The sequence below is a fragment of the Bradyrhizobium roseum genome (assembly GCF_030413175.1).
Taxonomy (GTDB): domain Bacteria; phylum Pseudomonadota; class Alphaproteobacteria; order Rhizobiales; family Xanthobacteraceae; genus Bradyrhizobium; species Bradyrhizobium roseum.
The window spans coordinates 6,748,207-6,770,938 of the sequence record NZ_CP129212.1 but is presented as its reverse complement, the minus strand read 5'-3'; the positions used below and the strand labels follow the sequence as shown (position 1 = coordinate 6,770,938).

The following is a 22,732-nucleotide window of genomic DNA, read 5'->3' as shown; positions in this document are numbered from 1 at the left end:
GTTGAATCGAGGCGCCTCGGCGTACTGGATCCCCCGCCTTCGCGGGAGATGACGAGCGTTGTTTGCGGTTAACACTACCCGCTATCGCCGATCATACTCGTCCGGTCCCATCGCGTATGCCCACTCTTCGTGGCCGGGTGCGTAGGTGCGGTTGGTCTGGGCCGGATTGCGGTTGACCAGCGGTCGCATGAACATCGGGTGCGTCGCGCTGCGGACCTCGTGCTCGACGGTGAACAGATGCTTGCCGCCGTCGAGATCGACGATGTCGCGGAAGCGGTACTGATACTGGTTGTCTTCCTGCGAGACCAGGCCGCGCTCCTTCAGGCGACGGTGGGGGCCTGAGAAATCCGTGATGTAGATCTGGACGTGGTGCCCGTCGAATTCCGGGTGACGCCGGTCGGTCTCCCGGAACTGCAGAACTTGGTCCTTGCCCACCTTGACCCGCGCCATGGCCGCATCGCCGTTCACAAATTCGGCCTGCATTCCCATGATCGCCGGATAGAAGGCCGCGATCGCCTTTGCAGTGCCGGCCGGCACGTCGAACTCGACGTAGGGAATGCCGAGCGTGATGCGCCCGAAGCGGGCCGCATCCGGCTCGTAACAGCGCAGGCGGTTGCCCCAGGGGCAGATTGCCTCGACATGGTCGTTATGCTCGGTGAATGCGAACGCCGTGCCTTCCAGCCGTTTCGCGACCGACGCCAGCCGCTCCAGCAGCGCCGCGCGGCCGGCGATGACGAGGCCGGTATGGCCGCGCAGCACCTGCGCGTTGCCGTGCGGCAAATGAAACTGGCTTCTGCCGACATTGACCCACATGTTGGTGTCCGACACCATCAGATAGGGATCGCGCGTCAGCCCGAGGCCGGCGACATAGAACAGCGTCGCCAGCCGCTGGTCGGGAATGGTGACGTTGACGTGCTCGAAATGGATCGAGTTGCCGAGATCCTCAGCAGCGCGGTCGAATTGTTGCATGACGGCTTCCCTACAATCTACTTCGACAAATTCTCCAGCAACAAACTCAGCGCCGTTCGCGCAAACGCCTGCATGTTGGTCTGCCGGTCATTGCTGCCGGTCTCCAACGTGAACACCTGGTTCTGCGGCCCCGCCACCGCCATGCAGCTATGGCCGGCGGCGTCGCCGTAGCGGTTGCCGGTCGGCCCGGTCGCGCCGGTTTCCGATAGTCCCCAGTCGGTCGCAAAGCGCGTGCGAACCTGGCTTGCCAGCAGCCGCGCGTAAGGTTCGGACGCCGAGCGGATGCCCTTCATCGCCTCGTCGGGAATGTCCATCAGCAGCCGCCGCGCGTCGCGCGTATAGACCACGGCGCCGCCGAGGAAATAGGCGGATGCGCCCGGCACCGACAGCAGCGCCGCCGAGATCAGTCCGCCGGTCGAGGATTCCGCAACCGCAATCGTCTGTTTTCGCTCGATCAGCTTTGCGGCGATTCTCTCGGCTATCGTTACGAGTTCTTTCATCTCAGCTCCCAAAAGTCCGCCAGTCATGTATTCTTAGCACAGGAGGTCCACATTTGCCGAGTTGCGGCGCAGGGACGGTCCTGATTGAATATCCTGAACAAAGCTGCCACGCGGGCCGAAGAGGAAACACCATGACGTCGCCGATTGCCGGGGGCGTGGATTGCGATCTGCATCCCGCCGTTCCTCATCTCACCAGCCTGTTGCCCTACATGAACGACTACTGGCGCGACCAGGTGACGACGCGCGGCATGACCGACCTGGTCTCGCAATCCTATCCGACGAATTCGCCGATCTCCTCCCGCCCGGACTGGCGGCCGGGGCAGGGCAAGCCGGGCTCGAACCTGGCCGACATGCAGAAGCAGGCGCTGGACCGGTTTCAGGTCAGCTACGGCATCTGCAATCCCTTGTACGGCGTGCAGATGGTGTTCTCCGAAGACATGCAGGACGCGTTCTGCCGCGCGCTGAACGACTGGTTGGTCAAGGAGTGGCTCGACAAGGACGACCGGCTGCGCGGCTCGATCGTGATCCCAACCCAGAGCGTCGAAAAGTCCGTCGCCGAGATCGAGCGTTGCGCCAAAGACAAGCGCTTCGTCCAGGTGCTGATGCTGGTCATGGGCGACATGCCCTTGGGCAAGCGCGCCTACTGGCCGATCTATGCGGCGGCCGAACGGCTGGGGCTGACGATCGGTATCCACGCCGGCAGCGCCTATCATAATCCGCCGACCTCGGTCGGCTGGGGCTCCTACCACATCGAGGACTATGTCGCGCAGGCCACCGCGTTCCAGACCCAGCTCACCAGCCTGATCGTGGAGGGCGTGTTCGCCAAATATCCGAAGCTGAAAATGGTGATGCTGGAGTCAGGCTTCACCTGGCTGCCGCCCTATCTGTGGCGGCTGCACAAGTTCTGGCGCGGCGTACGGATGGAAACGCCGTGGGTCGACCGTGCGCCAATGGATATTGTGCGCAGCAATATCCGCTTCTCGCTGCAGCCGGTGGATGCGCCTCCCGACCCGGCAACCCTGAACCGCTTGTTTGACCATATGCAGTCGGACGAATTGCTCCTATTCTCGACCGACTACCCGCACTGGCAGTTCGATGGCGACGAGGTGTTGCCGCCGGGCCTGTCGCCGGAACTGGTGCGCAAGATCATGATCGACAATCCGCTCGCGACATATGGGCGGTTGGTAGCGAAGGAGACGACGCCATGAACGTCCAGTTCCGTCCCGAGCCGTCAGCATCCGTCAGCGTCAAGACCGCGATTGCCGATTGCGATATTCACCCGGCCCGCGCGACCAAGGACGAGCTTTATCCGTTCATGGCCAAGCGCTGGCACGCGCATCTCGAAACCTACGGCATCCAGGCCTATCACGGCATGATGGAAGGCCCGCCGTATCCGAAGGCGCAGCCCAACGCCTCGCGCCGCGACGCCTGGCCGCCGGAGGGCGGGCCGCAGGGTTCCTCGCTGTCCTTCATGCAGAAGCAGTTGCTCGATCCCTATAATGTCGCGCTCGGCGTGCTCAATCCGCTCGCCAGCGGGCAGGGCCTGCGCAACCAGGATTTTGCCGGCGCGCTTTGCGTCGCGATCAACGACTGGCAGATCGAGAAATGGACCAGCAAGGACACGCGCCTGAAGGCCTCGATCGTCGTCCCGACCGAGGACGGTGCTGCCGCCGCCGCTGAAATCCGCAGGCGCGCAGGCGACAAGAATTTCGTCCAGGTGCTGCTGCTCTCGCGCAATGTCGAGCCGCTCGGCCAGCGCCGCTACTGGCCGATCTACGAGGCGGCGCAGGAAATCGGGCTTCCCGTGGGCGTTCATGCCTTCGGCTTCGGCGGCAATCCGCTTACCCCCTCGGGCTGGCCGAGCTTCTACATCGAGGAGATGGTCGGCCACGCGCAGTGCCAGCAGACCGTGCTGGCGAGCCTGGTGCTCGAAGGCGTGTTCGAGCGTTATCCGAAACTGAAGATGGTGATGATCGAGGCCGGCTTCGGCTGGGCGCCATCGCTGGGCTGGCGGCTCGACAAGAATTTCGAGCGGCTGCACAGCGAGGTTCCGCACCTGAAGCGCAAGCCGTCGGAATATATCCGCGACCACGTCTGGTGGACCACGCAGCCGATGGAAGACCCGGAGCGCCGCGAGCATCTGTTCCAGGTGATCGAATGGATCGGCTGGGACAAGCTGCTGTTCGCGACGGATTATCCGCACTGGGATTTCGATGAACCCTCACGCGTGCTGCCGGCCGGCGTCAGCGACGCCAACCGCGAAGCGTTTTATCTCGGCAACGCGAAGAAGCTGTATGGAATATCTTGATGGTTCGGCATGTGATCGCCCCGGTAGAAGAGCTTCCGCCGGGGACGCGAAAATTCCTCACCATCGATGAGCGGCCGATCGCGATCTTCAACATCAAGGGCGAGTTCTTCGGCCTGTTGAACCGCTGCCCGCATCAGGGCGCGGCCTTGTGCGAGGGGCCGCTGATCGGGCTCGCACAATCCTCCGATCCCGGCGAGATCGAATACACCAAACTCGGCGAGATCATTCGCTGCCCCTGGCACGGCTGGGAATTCGACATCCGCACTGGCCAATCCTATTGCGACCCCCGGCGCTTTCGCGCCCGGGCCTATCCGGTCAATGTCGAGCCGGGGTCGGCGGTGGTAAAGGGCCCGTATGTGGCGGAAACGCTCGCGGTGTCGGTCGAGAGCGACTACGTGGTGGTCGATTTGTAGCACCCGCGCCGGCTTTCGCGGCCGTTTTCCGGATGCTAGCGTCGGCTCCGAACCCACTCATCTGGGGGAACATTCCATGAGAGGGCGGGCTGACATTGTTGTTTCCGGCGGATCTGACCTCATTTCTCGACCTCATCCGCCAGCATGGCGATGCGGCCTACAGCTTCGTGTTTGCCTATGCATCCTCGCACAGCCTGTTGCTGGCGCTGTTCTCCGGCTATGCGGCCCACGCGGGCGCATTGAATCTGGGCACGCTGATCGCGGTGAGCTGGTTCGGTAGCTTCACCGGCGACGTCATTCGTTTCTGGATCGGGCGGCGCTACGGCCCGCGGCTGCTCGATCGTTTTCCGCGGTTCGAAAAGCCCGTGCGTACAGTCGTCCGTCTAACGGACCGGCACTATTTGTGGATGATCCTGTTTCACCGTTTCCCGCACGGTGTCCGCGGACTCGCGGGATTTGCTTACGGGATGTCGCGGCTGCCCTGGTCGACGTTCCTGGCGCTCAACTTCGTCGCGGCGGGCTTCTGGTCCGGCGCCGTTGTTTCCGCCGGCTATGCCTTTGGCCACTTTTCGGAAACGGCCCTCAACAACGCCTCGTCGGGACTCGGCATCGTAATGCTGGTGGCGTTCTTGGGCCTGTCCTGGTTGCTCAGCAGGAAGCTCGAACGGATTATCGAGCGATACTGAAGCGAGAGCGAGCACCATGCATGGGCGCGGAGGCCAGCTTTGGCTTCCGCGCCATTTGCGGATCAGGTGGGCAAGCTCTGCATACCGTTTGAGAACGAGACGCGAATCGTGTCCATCCCGCCCCTGGCTATTCCTCGATCGGACCAGCCAGGCTACGGCGAAGGCGCTGCGCTTCACGCCACGTCTCGCCGACATCGTTGCCGAAACGAGCGAGCCGGGTCACTGCGTGGATGATGATGAGCGTGAGCATGGCTATCTCCCCGCCTTGACGATCAAGCGGCTGATCTGCCGCTCGGCATCATCCGAAAGTTTCTGCAGTCCGTGGTCGGCAATGTACCGCTCGACGACACGACCCGCCCGCTGCTGGTTGGATTCAGCGTGGGCGCGCAACAAACGTACAAAAAATGAGGGCTTTTTGGTCGGAGCAGAAAACAAGGCCCCAGTGGTTAGAACATTCGTCATTAGATGGCTCCATTATCAGGAGTTATCCTTGGGACGAATTTCCTACCTGATAGACAGATAGGTATTGACTGACGGCGATGCCAGACCAAATAGCACGCAGCCCTGCATGAATTTGCATCTGGTATATGCGCTCACGTTGCGGTGAACAGTTAATGGTCGGTCGGGTTTGGCTTGTGCGCTGAAGGGTTCTCCGCGCTTCGCCCGGCCTCGTTGTCACGCAAGCCCAGTGAAAAGAATTTTCTGGCGACGGCGTCGAGCAGCGTCGATATCAATTCCTCATCCGAGCTCTCTCCGCGCTGCTTGGCTTCCAGCAGTACCTTGTCGACCGCCCTGTCGAAATAGGCAGCGGTGACGTCGTCGACCGCCGGCGCAATCAGCGCAAGTCGCGCCCGCGCACGAGCACGTTCGAATTTGGCATTGGCCATGTCAGCCTCAATGACAACGGACTTCTGATTGGCCCGCTTGGGCCGGCACGCCCATGGCTAACCGACTGATTTTCACTCTGTTCCGGTTCAACATACGAATTCGCCCCGCGGCCGATACTAGCTTACGCGCCCCGAGGCGACCTACGCCGGCCGCGGTGATTGTTCGTCGAAAGCGCTTCATGAGACCAGGCGCATCACAGGAACCGGTCGATTACGATGACGTTCTCCTCCCGCCAGGGAGGGACTCAAGTATGGATAATCTCACGAAGAGAAATCCGCCGGATCGCAGCAAGATCAACATCAGCGAGGATTTCGAGGTCAAGTACTGGCTGAAGGCTCTCGGCGTTTCCAGGAATGAACTGCAGCGGGCGGTGGACAAGGTTGGAAATTCGGCCGCGGCGGTTCGCAAGGAACTCGGTATCTGACGAATCCTCCACCCCTGACCGATAACGCCTGCCGAAGGCGCTCACGCCGAGAACGGGTTAGATGTCAGCGCGTACCGATGCGTTGATGTCGCGACAAGAAGCCGGCAAAATTGCCGCGTCCATCATCTCCGTTATGGCCGGTTGTCACCCGGCGTGAGCGCGACATCAACACGCTCGAAGCGGATTGTTTCCTATTTTTAACCAAATGAGCTGCGCCGCGCATCGCATGACAAATGTCGCGGAACATTCCGCTTGCTGGATCGTTCACGGAAGCGACATCACTTTCTGGAGGATCAACATGAAGAATCTCGTTACCATCGGACTTCTCAGCACCGCGATCGTCAGCGGCGCTGCCTATGCACAGACCGCGCAGCCCGCCGATCGCGCAGCTCCCGCCGCGACCACAACCACGGCCGCAAGTTCCGACAAGATGATGCTGAAGGGCAAATGGCGCGCGTCCAAGCTCATGGGCCTCGACGTCTACAACGAAGCCAATGAAAAGCTCGGCGACGTCAATGAGCTGATCCTGGACAAGGACGGCAAGGTCAGCGCCGTGGTGATCGGCGTCGGCGGCTTCCTTGGCATGGGCGAGCACGACATTGCCGTGACCATGGACAAGCTGAAGTTCGTCGAGGAACCCGTGCGCACCAGCGCTACGACGACCACGACGCGTGAAACCACGACCGGTACCGCCACTGCGCCGGCGACCACGACGGCGCCGGCCACCACCACCACGACCACGCGAACCAGCAACGCGAGTGACTGGACCCCCGACCATGCCGTGATGAGCGGCAACAAGGACCAGCTCAAGGCGCTGCCGCAGTTCAAGTACTCGGACTACAACTAAGCCAGCAGTATAGCTGAAGCTAGAAAGGCCCCGTTGCGACGGGGCCTTTTTTCGTAGGATGGGTTGAGTTCTTTGCGAAACCCATCAATTCATGGCCCGAACGTGATGATGGGTTTTGCTGCTTAAGGTATCCTGCGCGAGCGTTTCGCAACGACTTCGGGAATCCGCAACCTTATTCCGCCGCCCGATGCATCGCCTTGCGCTCCATCGCGTAGCGCACCAGCGCGACGAAACGGTAGATGCCATGCACGAACTTGCCGTAGGGCATGGTGATGAACAGCGAAAACACGACGCCGAGATGCAGCGCCAGCAGCGGGCCCATTGCCGCCGTCTCGCGCAAAATCAATAGTGCCATGCCGGTCAGGCTGGTGAGGAACAGCATCACGATGAACGCGATATCCATGCCGTAGCGGGCTTCATCGACCAGAACGGGATCGCGCTTGCTTCGCTCGGCGAAAAGACCGATCGGTCCAATCAGCAGCCCCAGGCCTCCGAGCGTGCCGAGAACGACCGGCAAATCCCACCACGGATAGGGCGCCTGGCGCGCCAGCAGATAGTGATAGAGCGTCGCCACGCAGGTCGAGGCGAAGCACAGCGCAAAGCCGTAGAAGGTGAAATGGTGGTACAGCCGGCGCCGGTCGGTCGGCCGGTCGTTCTCGTTGAAGCAGCCGACGCCGCCACCGTCGAGATAGCGCAGCTCGCCGGCGTCGCGCATGGCCTGGAACAAGGCGCCCGCATTGGTCTTCATGCCGACGGGCTCGCCGATGTCGCGCCAGAAGGCGCGCACGCCCATGGTCAATGCTGCAATCGCATAGAGGAACGCCGCGCCGAACAACGCGGCCATCGCATTATGCGGCATCAACTTGTAGAACGCGCCCGGGCCGGTATGGACGCCGAACAGCACCTGCCGGTCGTTCAGCGCCGCAAAGCCGAAGATGAAGGCGGCGACGCTCAGCGCCGCCACGAGGCTGATGACGAGCCCGTTCCGTGTAAACGCGCCCGCGAAGGCGCGGGGCCAGACATAGGCCGCGTAGGACTCCGCGCGCGCCACGGCCAGTGTTTTCGGCACATTGACGTTGAATTCATGTGGCGGCGAGAACTGGCAATCGGTGTAGCAGGCGCCGCAGGCGTGACAGAGATTGGCGAGATAGTTGAGGTCGCCGTCGGAAAACGCGCGGCGCATTTCCATCGCCGGAAATACCGCGCAGAGGCCCTCGCAATAGCGGCAGGAATTGCAGACCGTCATCAGCCGGTCGGCCTCTTCCAGAATTCGCGTTCCGTGCATCCGTTGCTTCCTGCCCCCGCGCCGATCCGCTTACTTGGTCAGTCCCTTGCCCTCGAGCCATTTCTGGATCAGGGCGGCGACCTCGGCGTTGTTCTTGTCCATCATCACCATGTGCGAATTGCCCTTGATGCCGGCCTGCGGCAGGTCGACGACATCGACGCTGCCGCCGGCAGCGCGGACAGCGTCCGCAAAGGCAATACCGTTGGCGCGGATCTTCGGCCAGCGCGAGTCCTTTTCGATGTAGTCGCCATAGATGATCAGCGTCGGAATGTTCTTCAGTGCATCGGCCCTGGCAGGATCGCCGAGCCCGGCGGGTTCGATCGCGATCAGCGCCTTGACCTTGTCGGGCCGCGCCTGCGCCACCTTGAAACCAAAACTGCCGGCCTGGCTGTGGAACAGGATGATGGAGGGACCGACGCGGTCGATCTCGGCGATATAGGCGGCGATGATCGCGTCATCGGTGGTGGTCCAGCGCGGCACGTTCTGCTTGACGAAATTCTCATAGCCCTCGTTCGGGAACTGGCTGCCCGGCATCAGCTTGCGCTTGGCCGGATCGGGATCGTAGGAGCCCGCGCCATCGCCGATGCGAAAGCGCTCGAACGGATTGGCCGTGGTGAGAAACACCGGCTCGCTCTTGAAGATGTCAGGGTATTGCGCCCAGCCGGCGCGGCCGCGCTCCACTGCATCCGAATTGTAGACCGCCCAGCCCTTGCGCAGGAAATAGTTCAGCCAGCCCTCGCGTCCGTCCGGCGTCGTCTCGTAGGTGACGCCGGTCAGCCCGCCACCGTGCCACATCAGCAGCGGATACGCGCCCTTCTCGTTGGCGGGCAGAAAATACTGCACGTACATCTGCTCAACCTGGTAGGTGCCGTTGGGATCGACTTTGGCGGGAACACCACCGGGGGTGAAGGTGACTTCCTTGACCGGCTTGCCGGAAATCTCCACCAGCCGCCCGCCGACATGAAACGAGCCCATGTCGCGCAGCGCGATCGGCTCGGCGGCGTTGGCGAGTGTCACGCCCATCAGAACGGCAGCCGCAGAAATAATCGCAACGCGCATCGTCGATCCTCCCATTGTTGTTATCTCCCTCTCCCCGCGGAGAGCGGGGCGAAGTGACTCCCTAGTTCTTCGCATTGCGCGCCGCTTCCCGCCCCGCCACCCGCCCGAACACGCTGCCGATGGTCATGCCGATGCCGGCTGCATAGCCCTTGCCGAGCACGTTGCCGGCCATGATCTCGCCGGCCGCGAACATGTTGGCGGAAGGTCTGCCGTCCTTCATCACCATTCGCGACTGCCTGTTCACGCGGGTGCCGAGATAGGTGAAGGTGATGCCGGGCCGCACCGGATAGGCCAGATAGGGCGCGTGCTCGATCTTCCGCGCCCAGTGCGTCTTGGCCGGCGTGATGCCTTCGGTGCGGCAATCGTCCAGGATGGTGTGGTCGAAAGTGCCGGGCTGCACGGCGGCGTTAAATTCGTTGACGGTCTTCTCCAGCGCGACAGGGTCGAGTTCGAGCTTGACCGCAAGTTCCGCAATCGTCGGCGCGCCAATCGGCGGAAACAGCGTCGGCATGAAGCTGGTGACGACGCTGGAATCGAAGATGATGTAGGCGATCTGGTCGGGTTGTGCGGCGACCAGCCGCCCCCAGATCGCGTAGCGCTTCGGCCAGATGTCCTCGCCTTCGTCGTAGAATCGCTGGGCGTGCTTGTTGACGACGATACCGAACACCACCGAGTCGTGGCGGGTGATGATGCCGCCGTCGAATTTTGGCGCGCGGGCATCGATCGCGACCGCATGGCATTGCGTGGGGTCGCCGATGTCCTGCACGCCCTTGTCGAGCAGCATCTTCAGGATCGAACCGCGGTTATAGGGCGTGCCGCGGATCAGGAAATTGTCGGCGGCATCGCCCCAATATTCCTTGAGCCATTCGATGTTGGCTTCAAAACCACCGGCCGCCGCCACCAGCGTCGAAGCGCGGATTTCGTTGGCGCCGTCGATCGGTCGCTTCAGTCTGGCGGAGAGGAACATGCCGTCTTCAATCTGGAGATCGACGACCTCCGCATCATACCGGATCTCGACGCCGAGCTTCTCTGCGGTCAGATACAGCGCATTCAGCATCGCGCGCCCGCCGCCGAGGAAGAACGAATTGGTGCGTCCCAGGCTCAGCGTGCCGCCGAGCGAAGGTTGCCAGCGCACACCCTGTTCCACGATCCAGTTCAGGATGTCCTTCGACTCGGCGATCATGAATTTGGCGAGTTCCTCGTCGGTCTGCCCGCCGGTCAGGCGCAACAGGTCGTCCCAGAACTCCTCCTCGGTGTAGGGCCCGGTGAGGATCTCGGTCGCCGCATCGTGAGCGCAGCGCATGTTGCGGGTGTGGCGGGTATTGCCGCCGCGATAGAATTTCGGCGCGCCTTCCAGCACCAGCACGGAAGCGCCTGCGCGCGTTGCGCTGATCGCGGCACACAAAGCGGCGTTGCCGCCGCCGATCACAAGCACATCGAATTTCTGGGTCAGGTCGGCCATGCGCTCTTGTTATCGTTGCTGGCCTGGAAATCGAACCGGCGCGCGGCCAGGCAAATCCATCCGCCTCCGCTGTTTTCTAGCCTGATGAGACGGCGGCGTCACGCATCTCGTGCGCGAACGTTGCCGATACGCATGGCCCCATGCGACGATGTCGCATGCCATTCGCATCGCGGAATATCGGTCATGTCAGGGCTTGCTCTGCACCGAGGCGAGCAGCCATTGCCGGAAGGCGGCGAGTTTGGGCGGGTCGTTCCTCCCGGCGGGCGAGACCAGGTAAAACCCGGCGTCGACCGGAAAGGCGAGTTTGAACGGAACGACCAGGCGTCCCTTGGCGATGTCTTCCTGCACATAGGCCGTGCGGCCCATCGCAACCCCGAGGCCGTCGATCGCCGCCTGCACCGTCATGAAGATCATGTCGAAGGTGACGCCGGGCTGTTTCGAGTAATCGGCCGGCAGGCCGGCCACCGTCAGCCACAGCCGCCAGTCGTCGCTGTTGAAGTTACTGGTGTGAAGCAGCACGTGATCCCTGAGGTCCTCGGGGCACTTCAGCGGCTTGTTTCCCTTCAGCAGCGCCGGACTGCATACCGGGAAAAGCTCGTCCGCCAGCAGCCAGTCGGCGCGCAAGCCCGGCCATTGGCCGCGGCCGTAACGGATCGCGGCGTCGACATTGTCGCGCTGGAAGTCGACCAGATTGGTGGAGGTCGTGATGCGCACGTCGATTCCCGGATGGGCTTCCTGAAATGCCGACAACCGCGGCAGCAGCCATTTGGCGGCGAGCGAGGCCAGGGTCGAGACCGTCAGGACATGGTCGTCGTCCTTGCGCAGCAGGCGGTCGGTCGCCAGCCTGAGATCGTTGAAGGCAGCGCGGATGCCGGGGAGATATTCCTGCGCCTGCTGGGTCAGCGTCAGTGAACGGTTCTGGCGGATGAACAGGCGGACGCCGAGTTCTTCCTCCAGCCGCTTGATCTGATGGCTGATCGCCGTCTGCGTGACGTTCAGCTCGGACGCCGCCTGGGTGAAGCTGAGATGCCGGGCGGCAGCCTCGAAGGCGCGCAGCCCGTTCAGCGACGGCAGCCGGGCGGTCATTCCGCGATCTCCAAGTACATGAGTTTATATCATCCGAAGCGGTACAAAGTGTCGTTTGTGGAAAGCCTGAAGGGAGCAGATATTCCCTGCAGAAGATTAGCATTGGAGCCGAAAATGTCCACTTTCACCCATGAATCGATGATAAATCATCATGAGCGGAGGATTTTGAGCCAGGTGGCCGAAACCTTCCACGTCTGGCGGCAGCGCTATCGGGATCGCCGCGAACTGGCGAAGTGGTCGGCCCGCGAGCTGCACGATATCGGCATTTCCTGGAGCGATGTCGCCTACGAGGCCGATAAGCCGTTCTGGCGGGCTTGAACAGCAGCCAAGGCTGGCGCCGCCCGGTGACGGGGACGCCAGCCAATTTCTTTAGCTCCGCGGGAGCGATCCATGACCACGATGCGTCTCGGCGATCTCAGGCAATATTCCGACGTGCTGCGTACGCGGAATGGCGAGACGGTGACCGTGCGCTTTGTCGAGCCGCGCGATGCCGAGGCGTTGCAGAACTATTTCCGGTCGCTGACGACGCCGTCCCGCTACAAGCGTTTCCTCGGCGCCGCCAGCGAATTGCCGCCTTCGCTGCTCGAGGAGTTCATCCATATTGGCGAAGCCGACCGGTTCAGCGTAATCGCGACCATGCTGATCGAGGGCCGCGAGACGATTGTCGGCGAAGCACGCTACGCCTTGGATAGCGATACCACGAGCATGGAGTTCGGCCTGTCGATCGACGACCGCTGGCAGCGTCAAGGCATCGGCAAGGCGCTGTTGAAGAATATCGAATGCCGCGCCGCCTCGTTCGGTGCCACGCGGCTGTTCGGTGACACGCTGCGTTCCAACGATGCGATGATCGGGCTCGCCCGCAAGGCTGGCTACGGTTTCGCCAATACGCCTGGCGATTGGAAGCTGACCCGCTTCCAGAAAGATATCTCTGTCGAACCGCAGGAAATCCCATGCGCCAGCTGGCGGCTCGCCGCCGTCTCTCCCAGCGCACGATCCTCGCTCGCGGTTTGACGACTAAGCCCGGTTCTGGCCCCTCCGGAACCGGGCTATTCTTCTCAATGACCTGAAAATACCGGCTTGCGCTTCTCGATAAACGCCTGCACGGCCTCCTTGTGATCGGATGTGCCCTGGGTTCGCACCATGCGTTCGGCCTCATGGTCGCGCGCGGTGGCGAAATCGAACATCAACGCTTCGTCAAGATTGTCCTTCATGTAGCGGATCGCGATTGTCGGACCTTCGGCGATCGACTTGGCGAGCGCAAACGCTTCGGCCTGCAGCTTGTCGTCGGGAACCACGCGGTTGACGAGGCCGATGGTCTCGCACCGGTCGGCCTCGACCCGCTCGCAGGTAAACATCAGCTCGCGCGCCCGCGAGGTGCCGACCAGGCGTGTGAGGAGCCAGGCGATACCATAGTCGCCGCTGAGGCCGACCTTGAGATAGCCGGTGGAAAGGAACGCCGATTTTGCGGCAATGCGCATGTCGCAGGCCATTGCCAGCGCGAGGCCGGCGCCGACCGCAGGACCGGGCAGGGCGGCAATGGTCGGTTTGCGCACCGCGACCAGCGCGCCGGTCAGCAGGCGCTGCCGTTCCTGCAGGTCACCGACCCGCTCGTCATGGGACATGGCGAGCTTGGCCTTGTCGCGATTGGCGCCCATGCCCTTGACGTTGCCGCCGGCGCAGAAGGCGGTGCCCGCGCCGGTCAGCAGCAGTACACCGACATCGCGGTTTTCGCCGCAGGCCTTGATCATGTTGCGCAGGGCCGGGGTGAGATTATCCGACATCGCATTCCGCGCCTCGGGGCGGTTCAGCGTGATGATGGCGACGCGGTCGCGGATCACGCAGAGCAGTTCGTCGGTGCCGGTGTCGACTTTGGTTTCGGTCATGGTTTTCCCTGTGGTTGTTTGGGTTCGTCGTTGCGGGGAGCCGAGGGGTCCGGCCTTCGGCCGGCCCGATGATAAACTCCGCGACGATTTGTCCGCCGTAGCTCTGAGAGCGAATGCGGAAGCAATCCATCTATCAGTCAAGCCGCGTTATGGATTGCGTCGCGGAGCCTGTCATCGGGCGCGCATTCGCGCGACCCGTTGGCTCGCAATGACAGCTGTGGCGGTTGCTAAAACTTCTCCACCCATGGCCGCAGCTCTACCTCCCAGGTCCAGGCGCTGCGTGGCTGCTGCAGCACGCTCCAGTAGCTGAGCGCAATCGCATCGGGATCGAGCATCGAGTCCGGCCGGTCGGCTGGCTCCGTGCGCGTCGCGCTCCTGATGCCGCCGTCGATGACAAAATGCGCGACGTGAATTCCTTGTGGCGACAATTCGCGCGCCATGCTCTGGGCGAGCCCGCGCAGTGCGAACTTGCCCATCGCGAACGGCGCCGATTGCGGAAAGCCCTTGACGCTGGCGGAGGCGCCGGTGAACAGGATCGCGCCCTGCTTGTTGGGCAGCATGCGCTGTGCGGCCTGCTGGGCCACGAGGAAGCCACCAAAGGCCGAGACGGCGATCGCATTGGCGACCTCCGCCGGAGCCAGATCGGTGAAGGCGCCACGTGCCCGGCCGCTGGCGTTGTAGACCACGATATCGGGCGTGCCGATCTCGCGCTCGACCATGCCGAACAGGCGTTCGACCTCCTCGGTCGAGGTCGCATCACAGGCGAAGGCGCGGGCGCCGGTCTCGGTGCAGAGTGCACCGAGTTTTTCAATCTTGCGCGCCGCGAGCGCGACCTTGATGCGCTCGCGCGCGAACAGCCGCGCCAGCGATGCGCTCAACCCCTCGCCGGCGCCGACGATCAGGGCGATCTTGTATTTGGGAGTTTCCATGCGCGCGCTCCAGAGAAAGCCGGGATCTGGTATCTAGGTGCGCAATCCCGCCAGGCAACCCGCGGCGGCCAGGATCATGTCGAGGTCACGCTTGTCGGCAATCGCTGCATACTTCGCGCGCAACATGCCGAGCGACCGGGCGTGATATTTCTGTGGCTTCTGGGTCCAGACCTTCTCGCCGAGCGCCACACTGAATTCCTCTTTGGCTTCGGCCAGTGCCCGCTCATTGGCCAGCGTCCACGGCCAGAACTGCCGTCCGACCTGCCTGGTCAGGATCGGCATCAGTGTCGGCGCCAGCGCGGTCCATGTTTCGCACGCGCCTTCGGCCCGCGGCCACAGCATGCGGTGGATCCAGTCGAGCACGTGAGGCGCGCCGCCGCTGATCAGGGCGCCGGCGGTCGGATCGGTCCACATTTCATAGAACTGGCCCCAGAGACCGAAGTCGCCGAGCGCCGGCCGCCCGCCGAACAGATAGGGGCGAGTGGCGAGATGCGCGTCGAGCAGGCCGAGCATCTCCTGAAAGCCGGCCTCGATCTGCGGTGCGGTAACGGCGCTGGAGCCGACGAACCAGACACGGTCGACCATCCGCTCGCGAACCTGTCGCGCGAACAATTCATGTTCCTGCTCACTGGCGGTTGGCGCACGCATCCGCGCGATGCGTCCGGCCGAACTGATCTGGTCGACATCGCGGGCCCAGCGGTAGTGAAACATCCACTTGTTGCCCCATTCATCGCCGAACTCCTCGATCAGCGCGGAAATGAATTGCGTGACCGGCTCGGCGGGATGGATTGGCGGCTCGGGATGAAGCTTTTCGACCTGGTCGATGATCGGGGTGGAATCCTGGATGCCAGTCCCGGCAGGCGTCACCACCAGCGGAATGATCGGCATCTTGGCATACTTCTCGAATTCGGCCTGGCTAGCGGCATTACGCAAGACCCACTGATGCGGGATGGCCTTGTAGCGGAAATAGGAGCGGACCTTGACGGAGTAGGGCGACATCTCGGCGCCGATGATGCGGTAGCCGTCCGCCATGGGTGATCCTCCAATGATGGTTGTTGACGGCGCGACCGCCTGCGTTATCGGTAGAAGATCAATATCTGATGCAACGAACAAGGGCGAATTATGCATCCACTCATGCAAGACCGCGCAGCCGTTCCGGCCAGCCAGCCGGGATTGCTCGCGCCTGATACGACGGGCATGAATTTCTACCGGGCCGATCCGGCGCTGACTGATTTGCTGCGGTTGCATCTTCCCGAGGCGCTGTTCCGCCATATCGAGCCGCATCTCGACCGCCTCGGCGGACTGGCCGGCGGCCATCTCGACGAATGCGCGCGGTTGGCCGACCGTCACACGCCGGTGCTGCACCAGCGCGACAAGTTCGGCCGCGATTCACAATACATCGAATATCACCCGGCCTACCGCGAACTGGAAAAAGCCGCGTTCGGCGAGTTCGGCATCCACGCGCTGTCGATCCGCAAGGGCATCATGGGCTGGCCGGACAAGTACCCCGTGGTGGCCAAGCACGCCTTCACGTTCCTGTTCAACCAGGCCGAGTTCGGCATGGGCTGCCCGATCAACGTCACCGACGGCTGCGCCAAGCTGCTCAATAATTTCGGCAGCGAAGCACTGAAGGCGAAGTATCTCGACGGCCTGACTCAGACCGATATGAGCAAGCTGACGCAGGGCGGCCAGTTCATGACCGAGAAAGAGGGCGGCTCCGATGTCGGCACGCTGACGACGACGGCCGTGCAGGAAGGCGACCACTGGCGGCTCTATGGCGAAAAATGGTTCTGCTCCAACGCCGACGCCAAGGTGGTGATGCTGCTGGCGCGCCCCGAAGGAGCAGGGCCAGGCACGCGCGGCGTCGGGCTGTTCCTGATGCCGCGCTATCTCGACGACGGCTCGCAGAACCACTACCGGATCGTGCGCCTGAAGGACAAGCTCGGCACCCGTTCAATGGCCTCGGGCGAGATCAAGCTTGAGGGCGCGATTGCCTACGCTGTCGGCAAGCTCGATCGCGGCTTTGTGCAGATGGCCGAGATGGTCAACTCCTCGCGGCTTTCCAACGGCGTCAAGTCGACCGCGCTGATGCGGCGCGCGCACCATGACGCGATGACGGTGGCGCGAAACCGCGTGGTGTTCGGTCAGCGCATCATCGATCTCCCGCTGGCGCGGCGGCAACTGATGAAGATCATGCTGCCGACCGAGCAGGCGCTGTCGATGAGTTTTCTCACCGCGGATGCGCTCGATCGCGCCGAGGCTGGCAGCCAGGATGCGGCGGCGCTGCTGCGCATTCTAACGCCGACGCTGAAATTCCGCGCGACTCGCGATGCGCGCAAGGTGTGCGGCGATGCGCTGGAGATGCGCGGCGGCATCGGCTACATCGAGGAATTCGCAACCGCGCGGCTGCTGCGCGACGCCCATCTCGGCTCGATCTGGGAAGGCACCGGCAACATCGTCGCCATCGATACCCTGACGCGCGCCGTGGGCCGCCACGGCGCCGATGCCGCATTGGCCGCCGATTTGCACGCGCGCCTCGACGACAGCGCCAACGTGCCGCAGGCCTGGCGTAGTCGTTTGCGTGAGTTGGCCGACCGCGCCGTCGGATTCGCCCGCGACGTGGCCCGAAGCAGCGATAATGAGGGCGACGCGCGGCGCGCCACCAGCCTGCTCTATCATGTCGTCAGCGCCGTCGCTCTGACCTGGGAGGGTGGCCGGATCCACGAGATGCGCGGAGATGCCAAGCGGCTGCTGCTGTCGCGGATGGTGATCGACCATCGCGTCGCGACGGGCGATCCGTTCCGGCTCGCGGAAAATGCCACCCAGCGCGCCATCACCGACCATTTGCTCGGTGAGCGCGACGTCGGCATGGCCGAGGTTGGAGAATTGCTCGTTGCGGCGTAGGCTGCCGCCAATACCGGTTTAAAAAACAAACTATAAACGACAGGGAGTACCCGATGAAGGCCGCCGTTCTGTTCGAAGTCAACAAGCCGCTGGTGATCGAGGATGTCAGCGTGCCGAATCCCGGCCCGCGAGAAGTCCTGATCCGAACGCGCGTCGCCGGCCTTTGCCATTCCGACCTGCATTTCATGGAAGGCCTGTATCCGCATCCGCTGCCGGCGGTGCTCGGCCACGAATCCGCAGGCGTGGTCGAGAAGGTCGGTTCCGACGTGACCTATGTGAAGCCCGGCGATCACGTCGTGACCTGCCTGTCGGTGTTCTGCGGCACCTGTGACAACTGCACCACCGGCCGCACGGTGCTCTGCACAGACACGACCGTGAAGATGCTGCCCGGCCAGTCCAACCGGCTGTCCTGGGCCCGTTCGGAGAAGCTCAATCAGTTTCTCAATCTATCCTCGTTCGCCGAGCAGATGCTGGTGCACGAAAACGCCATCGTCAAAATCCGCAAGGACATGCCGTTGGAACTGGCGGCGCTGATCGGCTGCGGCGTCATCACCGGCTACGGGGCGGTCGTGAATACGGCAGGCGTCAAGGCCGGCGAAACCGTCGCGGTGATCGGTTGCGGCGGCGTCGGCATGGCGGCGATCAACGGGGCTGCGATCGCCGGCGCCGGCCGCATCATCGCGATCGATACCAACCCGGCCAAGCTGCAACTCGCCACCAAGCTCGGCGCCACCGACATCGTCGATCCCGCCAGGGGCGACGTGGTGCAGCAGGTGCGCGAACTCACCGGCGGCGGCGTGCACCATTCCTTCGAGGTGCTGGGCCGCAAGGAAACCGCGGAACAGTCGTTCGCCATGCTGGCGGCCGGCGGTACGGCGACCATCGTCGGCATGATCCCGTTCGGCCAGAAGATCGAACTGCACGGATTCGACTTCCTGCGCGAGCGCCGCATCCAGGGCTCGTCGATGGGCTCCAATCATTTCCGCGTCGATATGCCCCGCCTGGTCGAATTCTACATGCGCGGCAAGCTGCATCTGGAAGACTGGATTTCGGCCAAGCTGAAGCTCTCCGAAATCAACGAGGGCTTTGCCAACATGAAGGCCGGCAAGACGCTGCGCAGCGTGATCATGTTCGATAGCTGAGGCTTGGCGCCAACCTACCACTCCGTCGTCCCGACGAACGCCGGGACCCATCCGCCGTGGCCGTCGAAATGGGCACGAGGCAAGACGACTTGGCTTCAACGGGTCACAACGGTGGCTGGCTAACACAGCGCGTCAGCCACCGTGCCCTTTCGATAGATCACGCGGTATGGATCCCGGCGTTCGCCGGGACGACGCGGTGAGAGTTCGCCGCGACACTTGCGCGGACACAGCCAGCCACTTGCCGTTCTGCTTCGCCCAGCAATCCGCATACCGCCCCTGTGCCTGCTGGCCGTCCTCGCAATGACGCTGCCGCTCAATCATCAAACATCGGCGGCGGCTTGAAGCCGCCGAATTCGCGCTCGATCAGCTCGGCCAGCTTTAACGTTGTGCGATCCTCCAGCCAGGGACCGACGATCTGCACGCCGACCGGTAGTCCGTCCGGCGCAAAGCCGGTGGGGATCGCGGTCGAGGGCAGGCCGGGCAGAGTGGCGATGCCGGGCCAGGCTAGCTGGTCAGGATAGACGTAGTCCTTGTCGTCGATCCTGATGCGGCGCTTCTCCTGTTCCGCCGAATGATCGTGCGGGTAGGCCGGCGTCGGCATGATCGGGCAGATCACAGCGTCATAGGTCTTGAACAGCTCGCGCCATTGCGCGCGCAGCCGCCCGCGCGCCGCCTCATCCATCAGCCAGTCGCGGTGGCTCTGCACGATGCCGCGCAAGCGTTCCGCGGCAAGGCTTGTCGCGCCCGCCGGCAACGCGGCGGCCGCGGCCTGCGCGCCGGCATAGGTTTCCGGCGGAAAGCCCGCGGCGAGGAACGACATCAGCATCCGCATATAGAGCCGGGTCGTCTCCGCAAAGTTCGGCAGCAACGGGCTGTTGCGCTCGATCGCCACACCCGCCTTGCCGAGATTGGCCGCGAGCGCGTCGATTGTGCCGCGCACCACTTTGTCGGTCGGCATCAATGGGTCGGTATCAATCACCAGCACACGAAAGCCCTTCAGCGCCGCGTGACGCGGCGGCGGCAGCGCGAGCTGGTAGCCCTTGCCGGCTTCCAGCGGATCGGGACCCGCGATTGTATCGAGCAGCAGGGAAAGATCGGCGGCACTGCGCGCCATCGGGCCGACCACGGCAAGGTCGCGGTCGAGCGGCAGCGGCTGCAACGGCGGCGGGGTATGGCCGCGCCCGGGCACCAGCGCAAAGGTCGGCTTGTGCGCATAGACGCCACAATGAAACGCCGGCACGCGCAAGGAACCGCCGATATCGGAGCCGAGCGATAGCGGGCCATAGCCCGCCGCGAGCGCTGCTGAAGATCCGCCGGAGGAGCCGCCCGGCGTGCGGCCGAGATCGAACGGATTGTGGGTCGTGCCGTAGATCTCGTTGTAGCTCTGCCAGTCGCCAAGCCCGAGCGGAACGTTGGTCTTGCCGAGAACGACGCCGCCGGCGTCCTTCACGCGCGTGACCGCCAGCGCGTCCTCGGCCGGGATGAAATCCTTCTGCGCCGGAATCCCCCAGGTCGTCGGCAGGCCCGCGACGTTGTAGGATTCCTTGACCGTCACGGGAATGCCCAGCAGCGGCTTCTTCACGCCGCGCGCCAGTTCGGCGTCGGCGATGCGGGCGGCGGCGAGGCCACGCTCGAAATCGCGAACGCAGATCGCATTGATCTTTGCGTCGTGCCGCTCGATCCGGGCGATGGCGTCCTCCGCCAATTCCACGGCCGAAACCTTCTTGGCGGCAAGGGCCGCCGACAATTCAACCGCGGTCTTGAAGCTCCATTGCGACTTGACCAAGAGGTACTCCCGCTCTGGTTGTTTCATGCGGCGTGAATGATGCGCAGTTTGCGGCGACGCCGCAAGAGCAATGGCTGTACAATGGCGGGCTGGCCAAGCCGCTATACGCTTGGGAAACGACGTTCCGCGCGTTAGTCTCCCGATCAACGAATAAACAAAACAACACGGGGAGGCTCCGATGCGATCGGGCTGGATAGCGGCCGCTGTGATATCAGTCACAATCGGCGGCGCGACGGCGGCGGGCGCCGCGGAAATCAGGTTGGCCGAACAGTTCTCGATGGGCTACCTGCAGTTCAACGTCATGAAGCGCGACCGACTGATCGAGAAATATGCCACGCAGCGCGGCCTGAAGGACTTCAAGGTTTCCTGGCAACGCTTCAACGGCCCGGTGGCGATGAACGAAGCGCTGCTGTCGAATTCAACCGACATCGTCAGCGGCGGCGTGCCCGGCCTGATCACGCTATGGGACAAGACGCAGGGAACATCCTTCGAGGTCAAGGGCATCTGCGCACTGAGCTCGCAGCCGTTCCTGCTCAACACCGCCAATCCTGATGTCAAATCGATCAAGGATTTCACCGAGCGCGACCGCATCGCGGTGCCGTCGATCAAGGTGTCGGTGCAGGCGGTGCTGCTGCAGATGGCGGCAGCGGCCGCCTATGGCGAGGAAAACTATGCCAAGCTCGACCCGCTCACGGTGTCGATGTCGCCGCCGGACGCGACGATCGCGCTTCTGAGCGGCGCGGGCGGCGTCAGTTCGGCCTTCAGCGTGCCGCCATTCCAGTTCCAGCAACTGGAGCAGAAAAACATCCGTACCGTGCTGTCGTCGTTCGACGTGCTCGGGCCGCACAGCTTTACCGTGGCTTGGACCTCGGCGCGGTTCCGCAAGGACAATCCCGAGCTTTACGCCGCATTCCTCGACGCGGTGAAGGAAGCGACGACGATCATCGCGGCCGATCCCCGCGGCACCGCGCAGAGCTGGATCAACGACAGCAATTCGAAACTGCCGCTGGAGATGGTGACCAAGGTCGTGACCGGCCCCGGCGTCGAATGGACGATGACGCCTGCCGCCACGATGAAGTTCGCCAAATTCATGCGCCGGGTCGGCACCATCAAGCGCGAGCCGGCGTCGTGGAAGGACATGTTCTTCCCGGAGATCGGCAGCTTGAACGGGAGCTAGCCTACGCTCCCCCGATCAATATTCCGACCGCGAGCACGATGCCGCCGCCAAGCACGATCTGGAATGCCGCCTGCAGGAACGGCGTGTCCATGTATCGCGCGCGGATATAGGCGATCGCCCAGAGTTCGAAGAACACGACGATGCCCGCGATGGCTGTCGCGATCCAGAACGCGTTCGCCCAGGAATCCGGTACCAGATAGGGCAGCGTGTGGCCGAGACCGCCGAGCGCGGTCATGATACCGCTGGCGGCGCCGCGCAGCCACGGCGAGCCGCGTCCGGTGAGCGAGCCGTCGTCGGACAGCGCTTCGGCAAAGCCCATGCTGATGCCGGCGCCGATCGAGGCCGCCAGCCCGACCAGGAACGTCTGCCAGTTCTGATGCGTGGCGAACGCAGCTGCGAATAGCGGCGCCAGCGTCGAGACCGATCCGTCCATCAGTCCGGCCAGCCCCGGCTGCACATATTGCAGCACGAACATGCGCCGGCGGGTCTTGTCCTCTTCCGCGCGCACGTCGGGGCTGAGGATCTCGCCGGTCAGCTTCACCGCCAACCGCTCGTGGCCTTTCTCTTCCTCGGCGAGGTCGCCGAGCAGGCGCCGCACGCTGACATCTTCGGCCTGTTCGCTGGCTTTGGCGTAGAAGCGCTCGGCCTCGAGCTCCATCGTCTCGACCTCTTTGCGGATCGTGTCGAGCGGCAGGTTCTTGGTCAGCCAGATCGGGCGCCGTTTAAGAAAGCCTTTGACATCCTCGCGGCGGATCGGCGGCAGATGCGGGCCGAAGCGGGTTTCATAGAGTTCGAGCAGCCGGTGACGGTGGCCGCGTTCCTCCTCGGCCATCTCCTCGAACACTTTTGCCGTATCGGGATAACGCGCGCTGAGGTCTTCCGCGAAGGTCATGTAGATGCGGCTGTCCTCTTCTTCAGAGGATATCGCAACAGCCAGCACTTCGCGCTCGGTCAGGTCGGCAAAATTCTTCATGGGGCAACGCC

26 protein-coding genes are annotated in these 22,732 nt (G+C 63.3%); 11 read left to right on the top strand and 15 right to left on the bottom strand.

What is annotated here, in order from left to right:
• Positions 1–81: 81 nt before the first annotated feature.
• Together QUH67_RS32085 and QUH67_RS32080 are read right to left on the bottom strand one after the other, a co-directional pair.
• A complete protein-coding gene (locus QUH67_RS32085) occupies positions 82–969 on the bottom strand; it encodes a hypothetical protein (RefSeq protein WP_300943756.1) in 888 nt (295 codons plus the stop codon).
• 17 nt (positions 970–986) lie between these two features.
• Positions 987–1,469 carry a CinA family protein gene (locus QUH67_RS32080; protein ID WP_300943754.1) on the bottom strand — a complete coding sequence of 161 codons (483 nt, stop codon included), beginning with the start codon at positions 1,467–1,469 and terminating at the stop codon, positions 987–989.
• 131 nt (positions 1,470–1,600) lie between these two features.
• Between QUH67_RS32080 and QUH67_RS32075 the strand changes: the two genes are divergently transcribed.
• The 4 genes from QUH67_RS32075 to QUH67_RS32060 all read left to right on the top strand — a co-directional run bounded on the left by QUH67_RS32075 (position 1,601) and on the right by QUH67_RS32060 (position 4,876).
• Entirely contained in the window at positions 1,601–2,677 is a 1,077-nt protein-coding gene (locus QUH67_RS32075; protein WP_300943752.1) for an amidohydrolase family protein, read from the top strand.
• Complete coding sequence (locus QUH67_RS32070; RefSeq protein WP_300943750.1) at positions 2,674–3,777, top strand: amidohydrolase family protein; 1,104 nt, start codon at positions 2,674–2,676, stop codon at positions 3,775–3,777. The genes QUH67_RS32075 and QUH67_RS32070 overlap by 4 nt, the downstream gene beginning before the upstream one ends.
• Positions 3,777–4,190, top strand: a complete 414-nt coding sequence (locus QUH67_RS32065; protein ID WP_300943748.1) for a Rieske (2Fe-2S) protein — start codon at positions 3,777–3,779, stop codon at positions 4,188–4,190. The genes QUH67_RS32070 and QUH67_RS32065 overlap by 1 nt, the downstream gene beginning before the upstream one ends.
• A 95-nt stretch (positions 4,191–4,285) precedes the next feature.
• A complete protein-coding gene (locus QUH67_RS32060) occupies positions 4,286–4,876 on the top strand; it encodes a DedA family protein (protein ID WP_300943746.1) in 591 nt (196 codons plus the stop codon).
• 127 nt (positions 4,877–5,003) lie between these two features.
• Here the strand turns inward: QUH67_RS32060 and QUH67_RS32055 are convergent, their stop codons facing one another.
• The 3 genes from QUH67_RS32055 to QUH67_RS32045 form a co-directional block, all read right to left on the bottom strand.
• Entirely contained in the window at positions 5,004–5,126 is a 123-nt protein-coding gene (locus tag QUH67_RS32055) for a hypothetical protein (RefSeq protein ID WP_300943744.1), read from the bottom strand.
• Positions 5,127–5,128: 2 nt separating this feature from the next.
• Entirely contained in the window at positions 5,129–5,338 is a 210-nt protein-coding gene (locus QUH67_RS32050) for a hypothetical protein (RefSeq protein WP_300943741.1), read from the bottom strand.
• A 149-nt stretch (positions 5,339–5,487) separates the two neighbouring features.
• On the bottom strand, positions 5,488–5,763 hold the full coding sequence (locus QUH67_RS32045; RefSeq protein ID WP_300943739.1) for a hypothetical protein: 276 nt from the start codon (positions 5,761–5,763) through the stop codon (positions 5,488–5,490).
• 251 nt (positions 5,764–6,014) lie between these two features.
• Here QUH67_RS32045 and QUH67_RS32040 point away from each other — a divergent pair, with 251 nt between their 5' ends.
• Positions 6,015–6,188: a DUF3606 domain-containing protein gene (locus tag QUH67_RS32040; RefSeq protein WP_300943737.1), complete on the top strand. Its 174-nt coding sequence runs from the start codon at positions 6,015–6,017 to the stop codon at positions 6,186–6,188.
• 64 nt (positions 6,189–6,252) lie between these two features.
• On the opposite strand, the gene QUH67_RS32035 is transcribed toward QUH67_RS32040, so the two are convergent.
• Positions 6,253–6,456 carry a hypothetical protein gene (locus QUH67_RS32035; protein ID WP_300943735.1) on the bottom strand — a complete coding sequence of 68 codons (204 nt, stop codon included), beginning with the start codon at positions 6,454–6,456 and terminating at the stop codon, positions 6,253–6,255.
• 30 nt (positions 6,457–6,486) lie between these two features.
• Here QUH67_RS32035 and QUH67_RS32030 point away from each other — a divergent pair, with 30 nt between their 5' ends.
• Positions 6,487–7,035: a PRC-barrel domain-containing protein gene (locus QUH67_RS32030; RefSeq protein WP_300943733.1), complete on the top strand. Its 549-nt coding sequence runs from the start codon at positions 6,487–6,489 to the stop codon at positions 7,033–7,035.
• Between the two features lie 172 nt (positions 7,036–7,207).
• Here QUH67_RS32030 and tcuB read toward each other — a convergent pair whose 3' ends face one another.
• The 4 genes from tcuB to QUH67_RS32010 form a co-directional block, all read right to left on the bottom strand.
• Positions 7,208–8,320 carry a tricarballylate utilization 4Fe-4S protein TcuB gene (tcuB, locus tag QUH67_RS32025; RefSeq protein WP_300943729.1) on the bottom strand — a complete coding sequence of 371 codons (1,113 nt, stop codon included), beginning with the start codon at positions 8,318–8,320 and terminating at the stop codon, positions 7,208–7,210.
• Positions 8,321–8,350: 30 nt separating this feature from the next.
• Complete coding sequence (locus QUH67_RS32020; protein ID WP_300943727.1) at positions 8,351–9,379, bottom strand: alpha/beta hydrolase family protein; 1,029 nt, start codon at positions 9,377–9,379, stop codon at positions 8,351–8,353.
• 61 nt (positions 9,380–9,440) lie between these two features.
• Positions 9,441–10,832, bottom strand: coding sequence for an FAD-dependent tricarballylate dehydrogenase TcuA (tcuA, locus tag QUH67_RS32015; protein WP_300948249.1), 1,392 nt, complete (start codon positions 10,830–10,832; stop codon positions 9,441–9,443).
• Between the two features lie 195 nt (positions 10,833–11,027).
• Positions 11,028–11,927 carry a transcriptional regulator GcvA gene (locus QUH67_RS32010; protein WP_300943725.1) on the bottom strand — a complete coding sequence of 300 codons (900 nt, stop codon included), beginning with the start codon at positions 11,925–11,927 and terminating at the stop codon, positions 11,028–11,030.
• A 114-nt stretch (positions 11,928–12,041) separates the two neighbouring features.
• On the opposite strand from QUH67_RS32010, the gene QUH67_RS32005 reads away from it, so the two are divergent.
• Both QUH67_RS32005 and QUH67_RS32000 read left to right on the top strand, forming a co-directional pair.
• Entirely contained in the window at positions 12,042–12,245 is a 204-nt protein-coding gene (locus QUH67_RS32005; RefSeq protein WP_300943721.1) for a DUF1127 domain-containing protein, read from the top strand.
• Positions 12,246–12,317: 72 nt separating this feature from the next.
• Positions 12,318–12,938, top strand: a complete 621-nt coding sequence (locus QUH67_RS32000) for a GNAT family N-acetyltransferase (protein ID WP_300943719.1) — start codon at positions 12,318–12,320, stop codon at positions 12,936–12,938.
• Between the two features lie 44 nt (positions 12,939–12,982).
• Here QUH67_RS32000 and QUH67_RS31995 read toward each other — a convergent pair whose 3' ends face one another.
• The 3 genes from QUH67_RS31995 to QUH67_RS31985 form a co-directional block, all read right to left on the bottom strand.
• Positions 12,983–13,810, bottom strand: a complete 828-nt coding sequence (locus QUH67_RS31995; protein WP_300943717.1) for an enoyl-CoA hydratase — start codon at positions 13,808–13,810, stop codon at positions 12,983–12,985.
• A gap of 227 nt (positions 13,811–14,037) precedes the next feature.
• Complete coding sequence (locus QUH67_RS31990) at positions 14,038–14,739, bottom strand: SDR family NAD(P)-dependent oxidoreductase (RefSeq protein ID WP_300943715.1); 702 nt, start codon at positions 14,737–14,739, stop codon at positions 14,038–14,040.
• Between the two features lie 33 nt (positions 14,740–14,772).
• Entirely contained in the window at positions 14,773–15,771 is a 999-nt protein-coding gene (locus QUH67_RS31985; RefSeq protein WP_300943712.1) for a glutathione S-transferase family protein, read from the bottom strand.
• 102 nt (positions 15,772–15,873) lie between these two features.
• Between QUH67_RS31985 and QUH67_RS31980 the strand changes: the two genes are divergently transcribed.
• Positions 15,874–17,643 (top strand): acyl-CoA dehydrogenase family protein, encoded by a 1,770-nt coding sequence (locus QUH67_RS31980; RefSeq protein ID WP_300943710.1) that lies wholly within the window; start codon positions 15,874–15,876, stop codon positions 17,641–17,643.
• A 53-nt stretch (positions 17,644–17,696) separates the two neighbouring features.
• Positions 17,697–18,785: a Zn-dependent alcohol dehydrogenase gene (locus QUH67_RS31975; protein WP_300943708.1), complete on the top strand. Its 1,089-nt coding sequence runs from the start codon at positions 17,697–17,699 to the stop codon at positions 18,783–18,785.
• A gap of 313 nt (positions 18,786–19,098) precedes the next feature.
• Here the strand turns inward: QUH67_RS31975 and QUH67_RS31970 are convergent, their stop codons facing one another.
• Positions 19,099–20,571, bottom strand: a complete 1,473-nt coding sequence (locus QUH67_RS31970; protein ID WP_300943706.1) for an amidase — start codon at positions 20,569–20,571, stop codon at positions 19,099–19,101.
• A 205-nt stretch (positions 20,572–20,776) separates the two neighbouring features.
• On the opposite strand from QUH67_RS31970, the gene QUH67_RS31965 reads away from it, so the two are divergent.
• On the top strand, positions 20,777–21,748 hold the full coding sequence (locus QUH67_RS31965; protein WP_300943704.1) for an ABC transporter substrate-binding protein: 972 nt from the start codon (positions 20,777–20,779) through the stop codon (positions 21,746–21,748).
• Between the two features lies 1 nt (position 21,749).
• On the opposite strand, the gene mbfA is transcribed toward QUH67_RS31965, so the two are convergent.
• Positions 21,750–22,721: an iron exporter MbfA gene (gene mbfA, locus QUH67_RS31960; protein ID WP_300943702.1), complete on the bottom strand. Its 972-nt coding sequence runs from the start codon at positions 22,719–22,721 to the stop codon at positions 21,750–21,752.
• Positions 22,722–22,732 lie beyond the last annotated feature (11 nt).

What these genes read in the sequence shown, in the direction of transcription:
- QUH67_RS32085 (WP_300943756.1), bottom strand. Translation starts at nt 969, where the DNA reads ATGCAACAATTCGACCGCGCTGCTGAGGATCTCGGCAACTCGATCCAT.
- QUH67_RS32080 (WP_300943754.1), bottom strand. Translation starts at nt 1,469, where the DNA reads ATGAAAGAACTCGTAACGATAGCCGAGAGAATCGCCGCAAAGCTGATC.
- QUH67_RS32075 (WP_300943752.1), top strand. Translation starts at nt 1,601, where the DNA reads ATGACGTCGCCGATTGCCGGGGGCGTGGATTGCGATCTGCATCCCGCC.
- QUH67_RS32070 (WP_300943750.1), top strand. Translation starts at nt 2,674, where the DNA reads ATGAACGTCCAGTTCCGTCCCGAGCCGTCAGCATCCGTCAGCGTCAAG.
- QUH67_RS32065 (WP_300943748.1), top strand. Translation starts at nt 3,777, where the DNA reads ATGGTTCGGCATGTGATCGCCCCGGTAGAAGAGCTTCCGCCGGGGACG.
- QUH67_RS32055 (WP_300943744.1), bottom strand. Translation starts at nt 5,126, where the DNA reads ATGCTCACGCTCATCATCATCCACGCAGTGACCCGGCTCGCTCGTTTC.
- QUH67_RS32050 (WP_300943741.1), bottom strand. Translation starts at nt 5,338, where the DNA reads ATGACGAATGTTCTAACCACTGGGGCCTTGTTTTCTGCTCCGACCAAA.
- QUH67_RS32045 (WP_300943739.1), bottom strand. Translation starts at nt 5,763, where the DNA reads ATGGCCAATGCCAAATTCGAACGTGCTCGTGCGCGGGCGCGACTTGCG.
- QUH67_RS32040 (WP_300943737.1), top strand. Translation starts at nt 6,015, where the DNA reads ATGGATAATCTCACGAAGAGAAATCCGCCGGATCGCAGCAAGATCAAC.
- QUH67_RS32030 (WP_300943733.1), top strand. Translation starts at nt 6,487, where the DNA reads ATGAAGAATCTCGTTACCATCGGACTTCTCAGCACCGCGATCGTCAGC.
- tcuB (WP_300943729.1), bottom strand. Translation starts at nt 8,320, where the DNA reads ATGCACGGAACGCGAATTCTGGAAGAGGCCGACCGGCTGATGACGGTC.
- QUH67_RS32020 (WP_300943727.1), bottom strand. Translation starts at nt 9,379, where the DNA reads ATGCGCGTTGCGATTATTTCTGCGGCTGCCGTTCTGATGGGCGTGACA.
- QUH67_RS32010 (WP_300943725.1), bottom strand. Translation starts at nt 11,927, where the DNA reads ATGACCGCCCGGCTGCCGTCGCTGAACGGGCTGCGCGCCTTCGAGGCT.
- QUH67_RS32005 (WP_300943721.1), top strand. Translation starts at nt 12,042, where the DNA reads ATGTCCACTTTCACCCATGAATCGATGATAAATCATCATGAGCGGAGG.
- QUH67_RS32000 (WP_300943719.1), top strand. Translation starts at nt 12,318, where the DNA reads ATGACCACGATGCGTCTCGGCGATCTCAGGCAATATTCCGACGTGCTG.
- QUH67_RS31995 (WP_300943717.1), bottom strand. Translation starts at nt 13,810, where the DNA reads ATGACCGAAACCAAAGTCGACACCGGCACCGACGAACTGCTCTGCGTG.
- QUH67_RS31990 (WP_300943715.1), bottom strand. Translation starts at nt 14,739, where the DNA reads ATGGAAACTCCCAAATACAAGATCGCCCTGATCGTCGGCGCCGGCGAG.
- QUH67_RS31985 (WP_300943712.1), bottom strand. Translation starts at nt 15,771, where the DNA reads ATGGCGGACGGCTACCGCATCATCGGCGCCGAGATGTCGCCCTACTCC.
- QUH67_RS31980 (WP_300943710.1), top strand. Translation starts at nt 15,874, where the DNA reads ATGCAAGACCGCGCAGCCGTTCCGGCCAGCCAGCCGGGATTGCTCGCG.
- QUH67_RS31975 (WP_300943708.1), top strand. Translation starts at nt 17,697, where the DNA reads ATGAAGGCCGCCGTTCTGTTCGAAGTCAACAAGCCGCTGGTGATCGAG.
- mbfA (WP_300943702.1), bottom strand. Translation starts at nt 22,721, where the DNA reads ATGAAGAATTTTGCCGACCTGACCGAGCGCGAAGTGCTGGCTGTTGCG.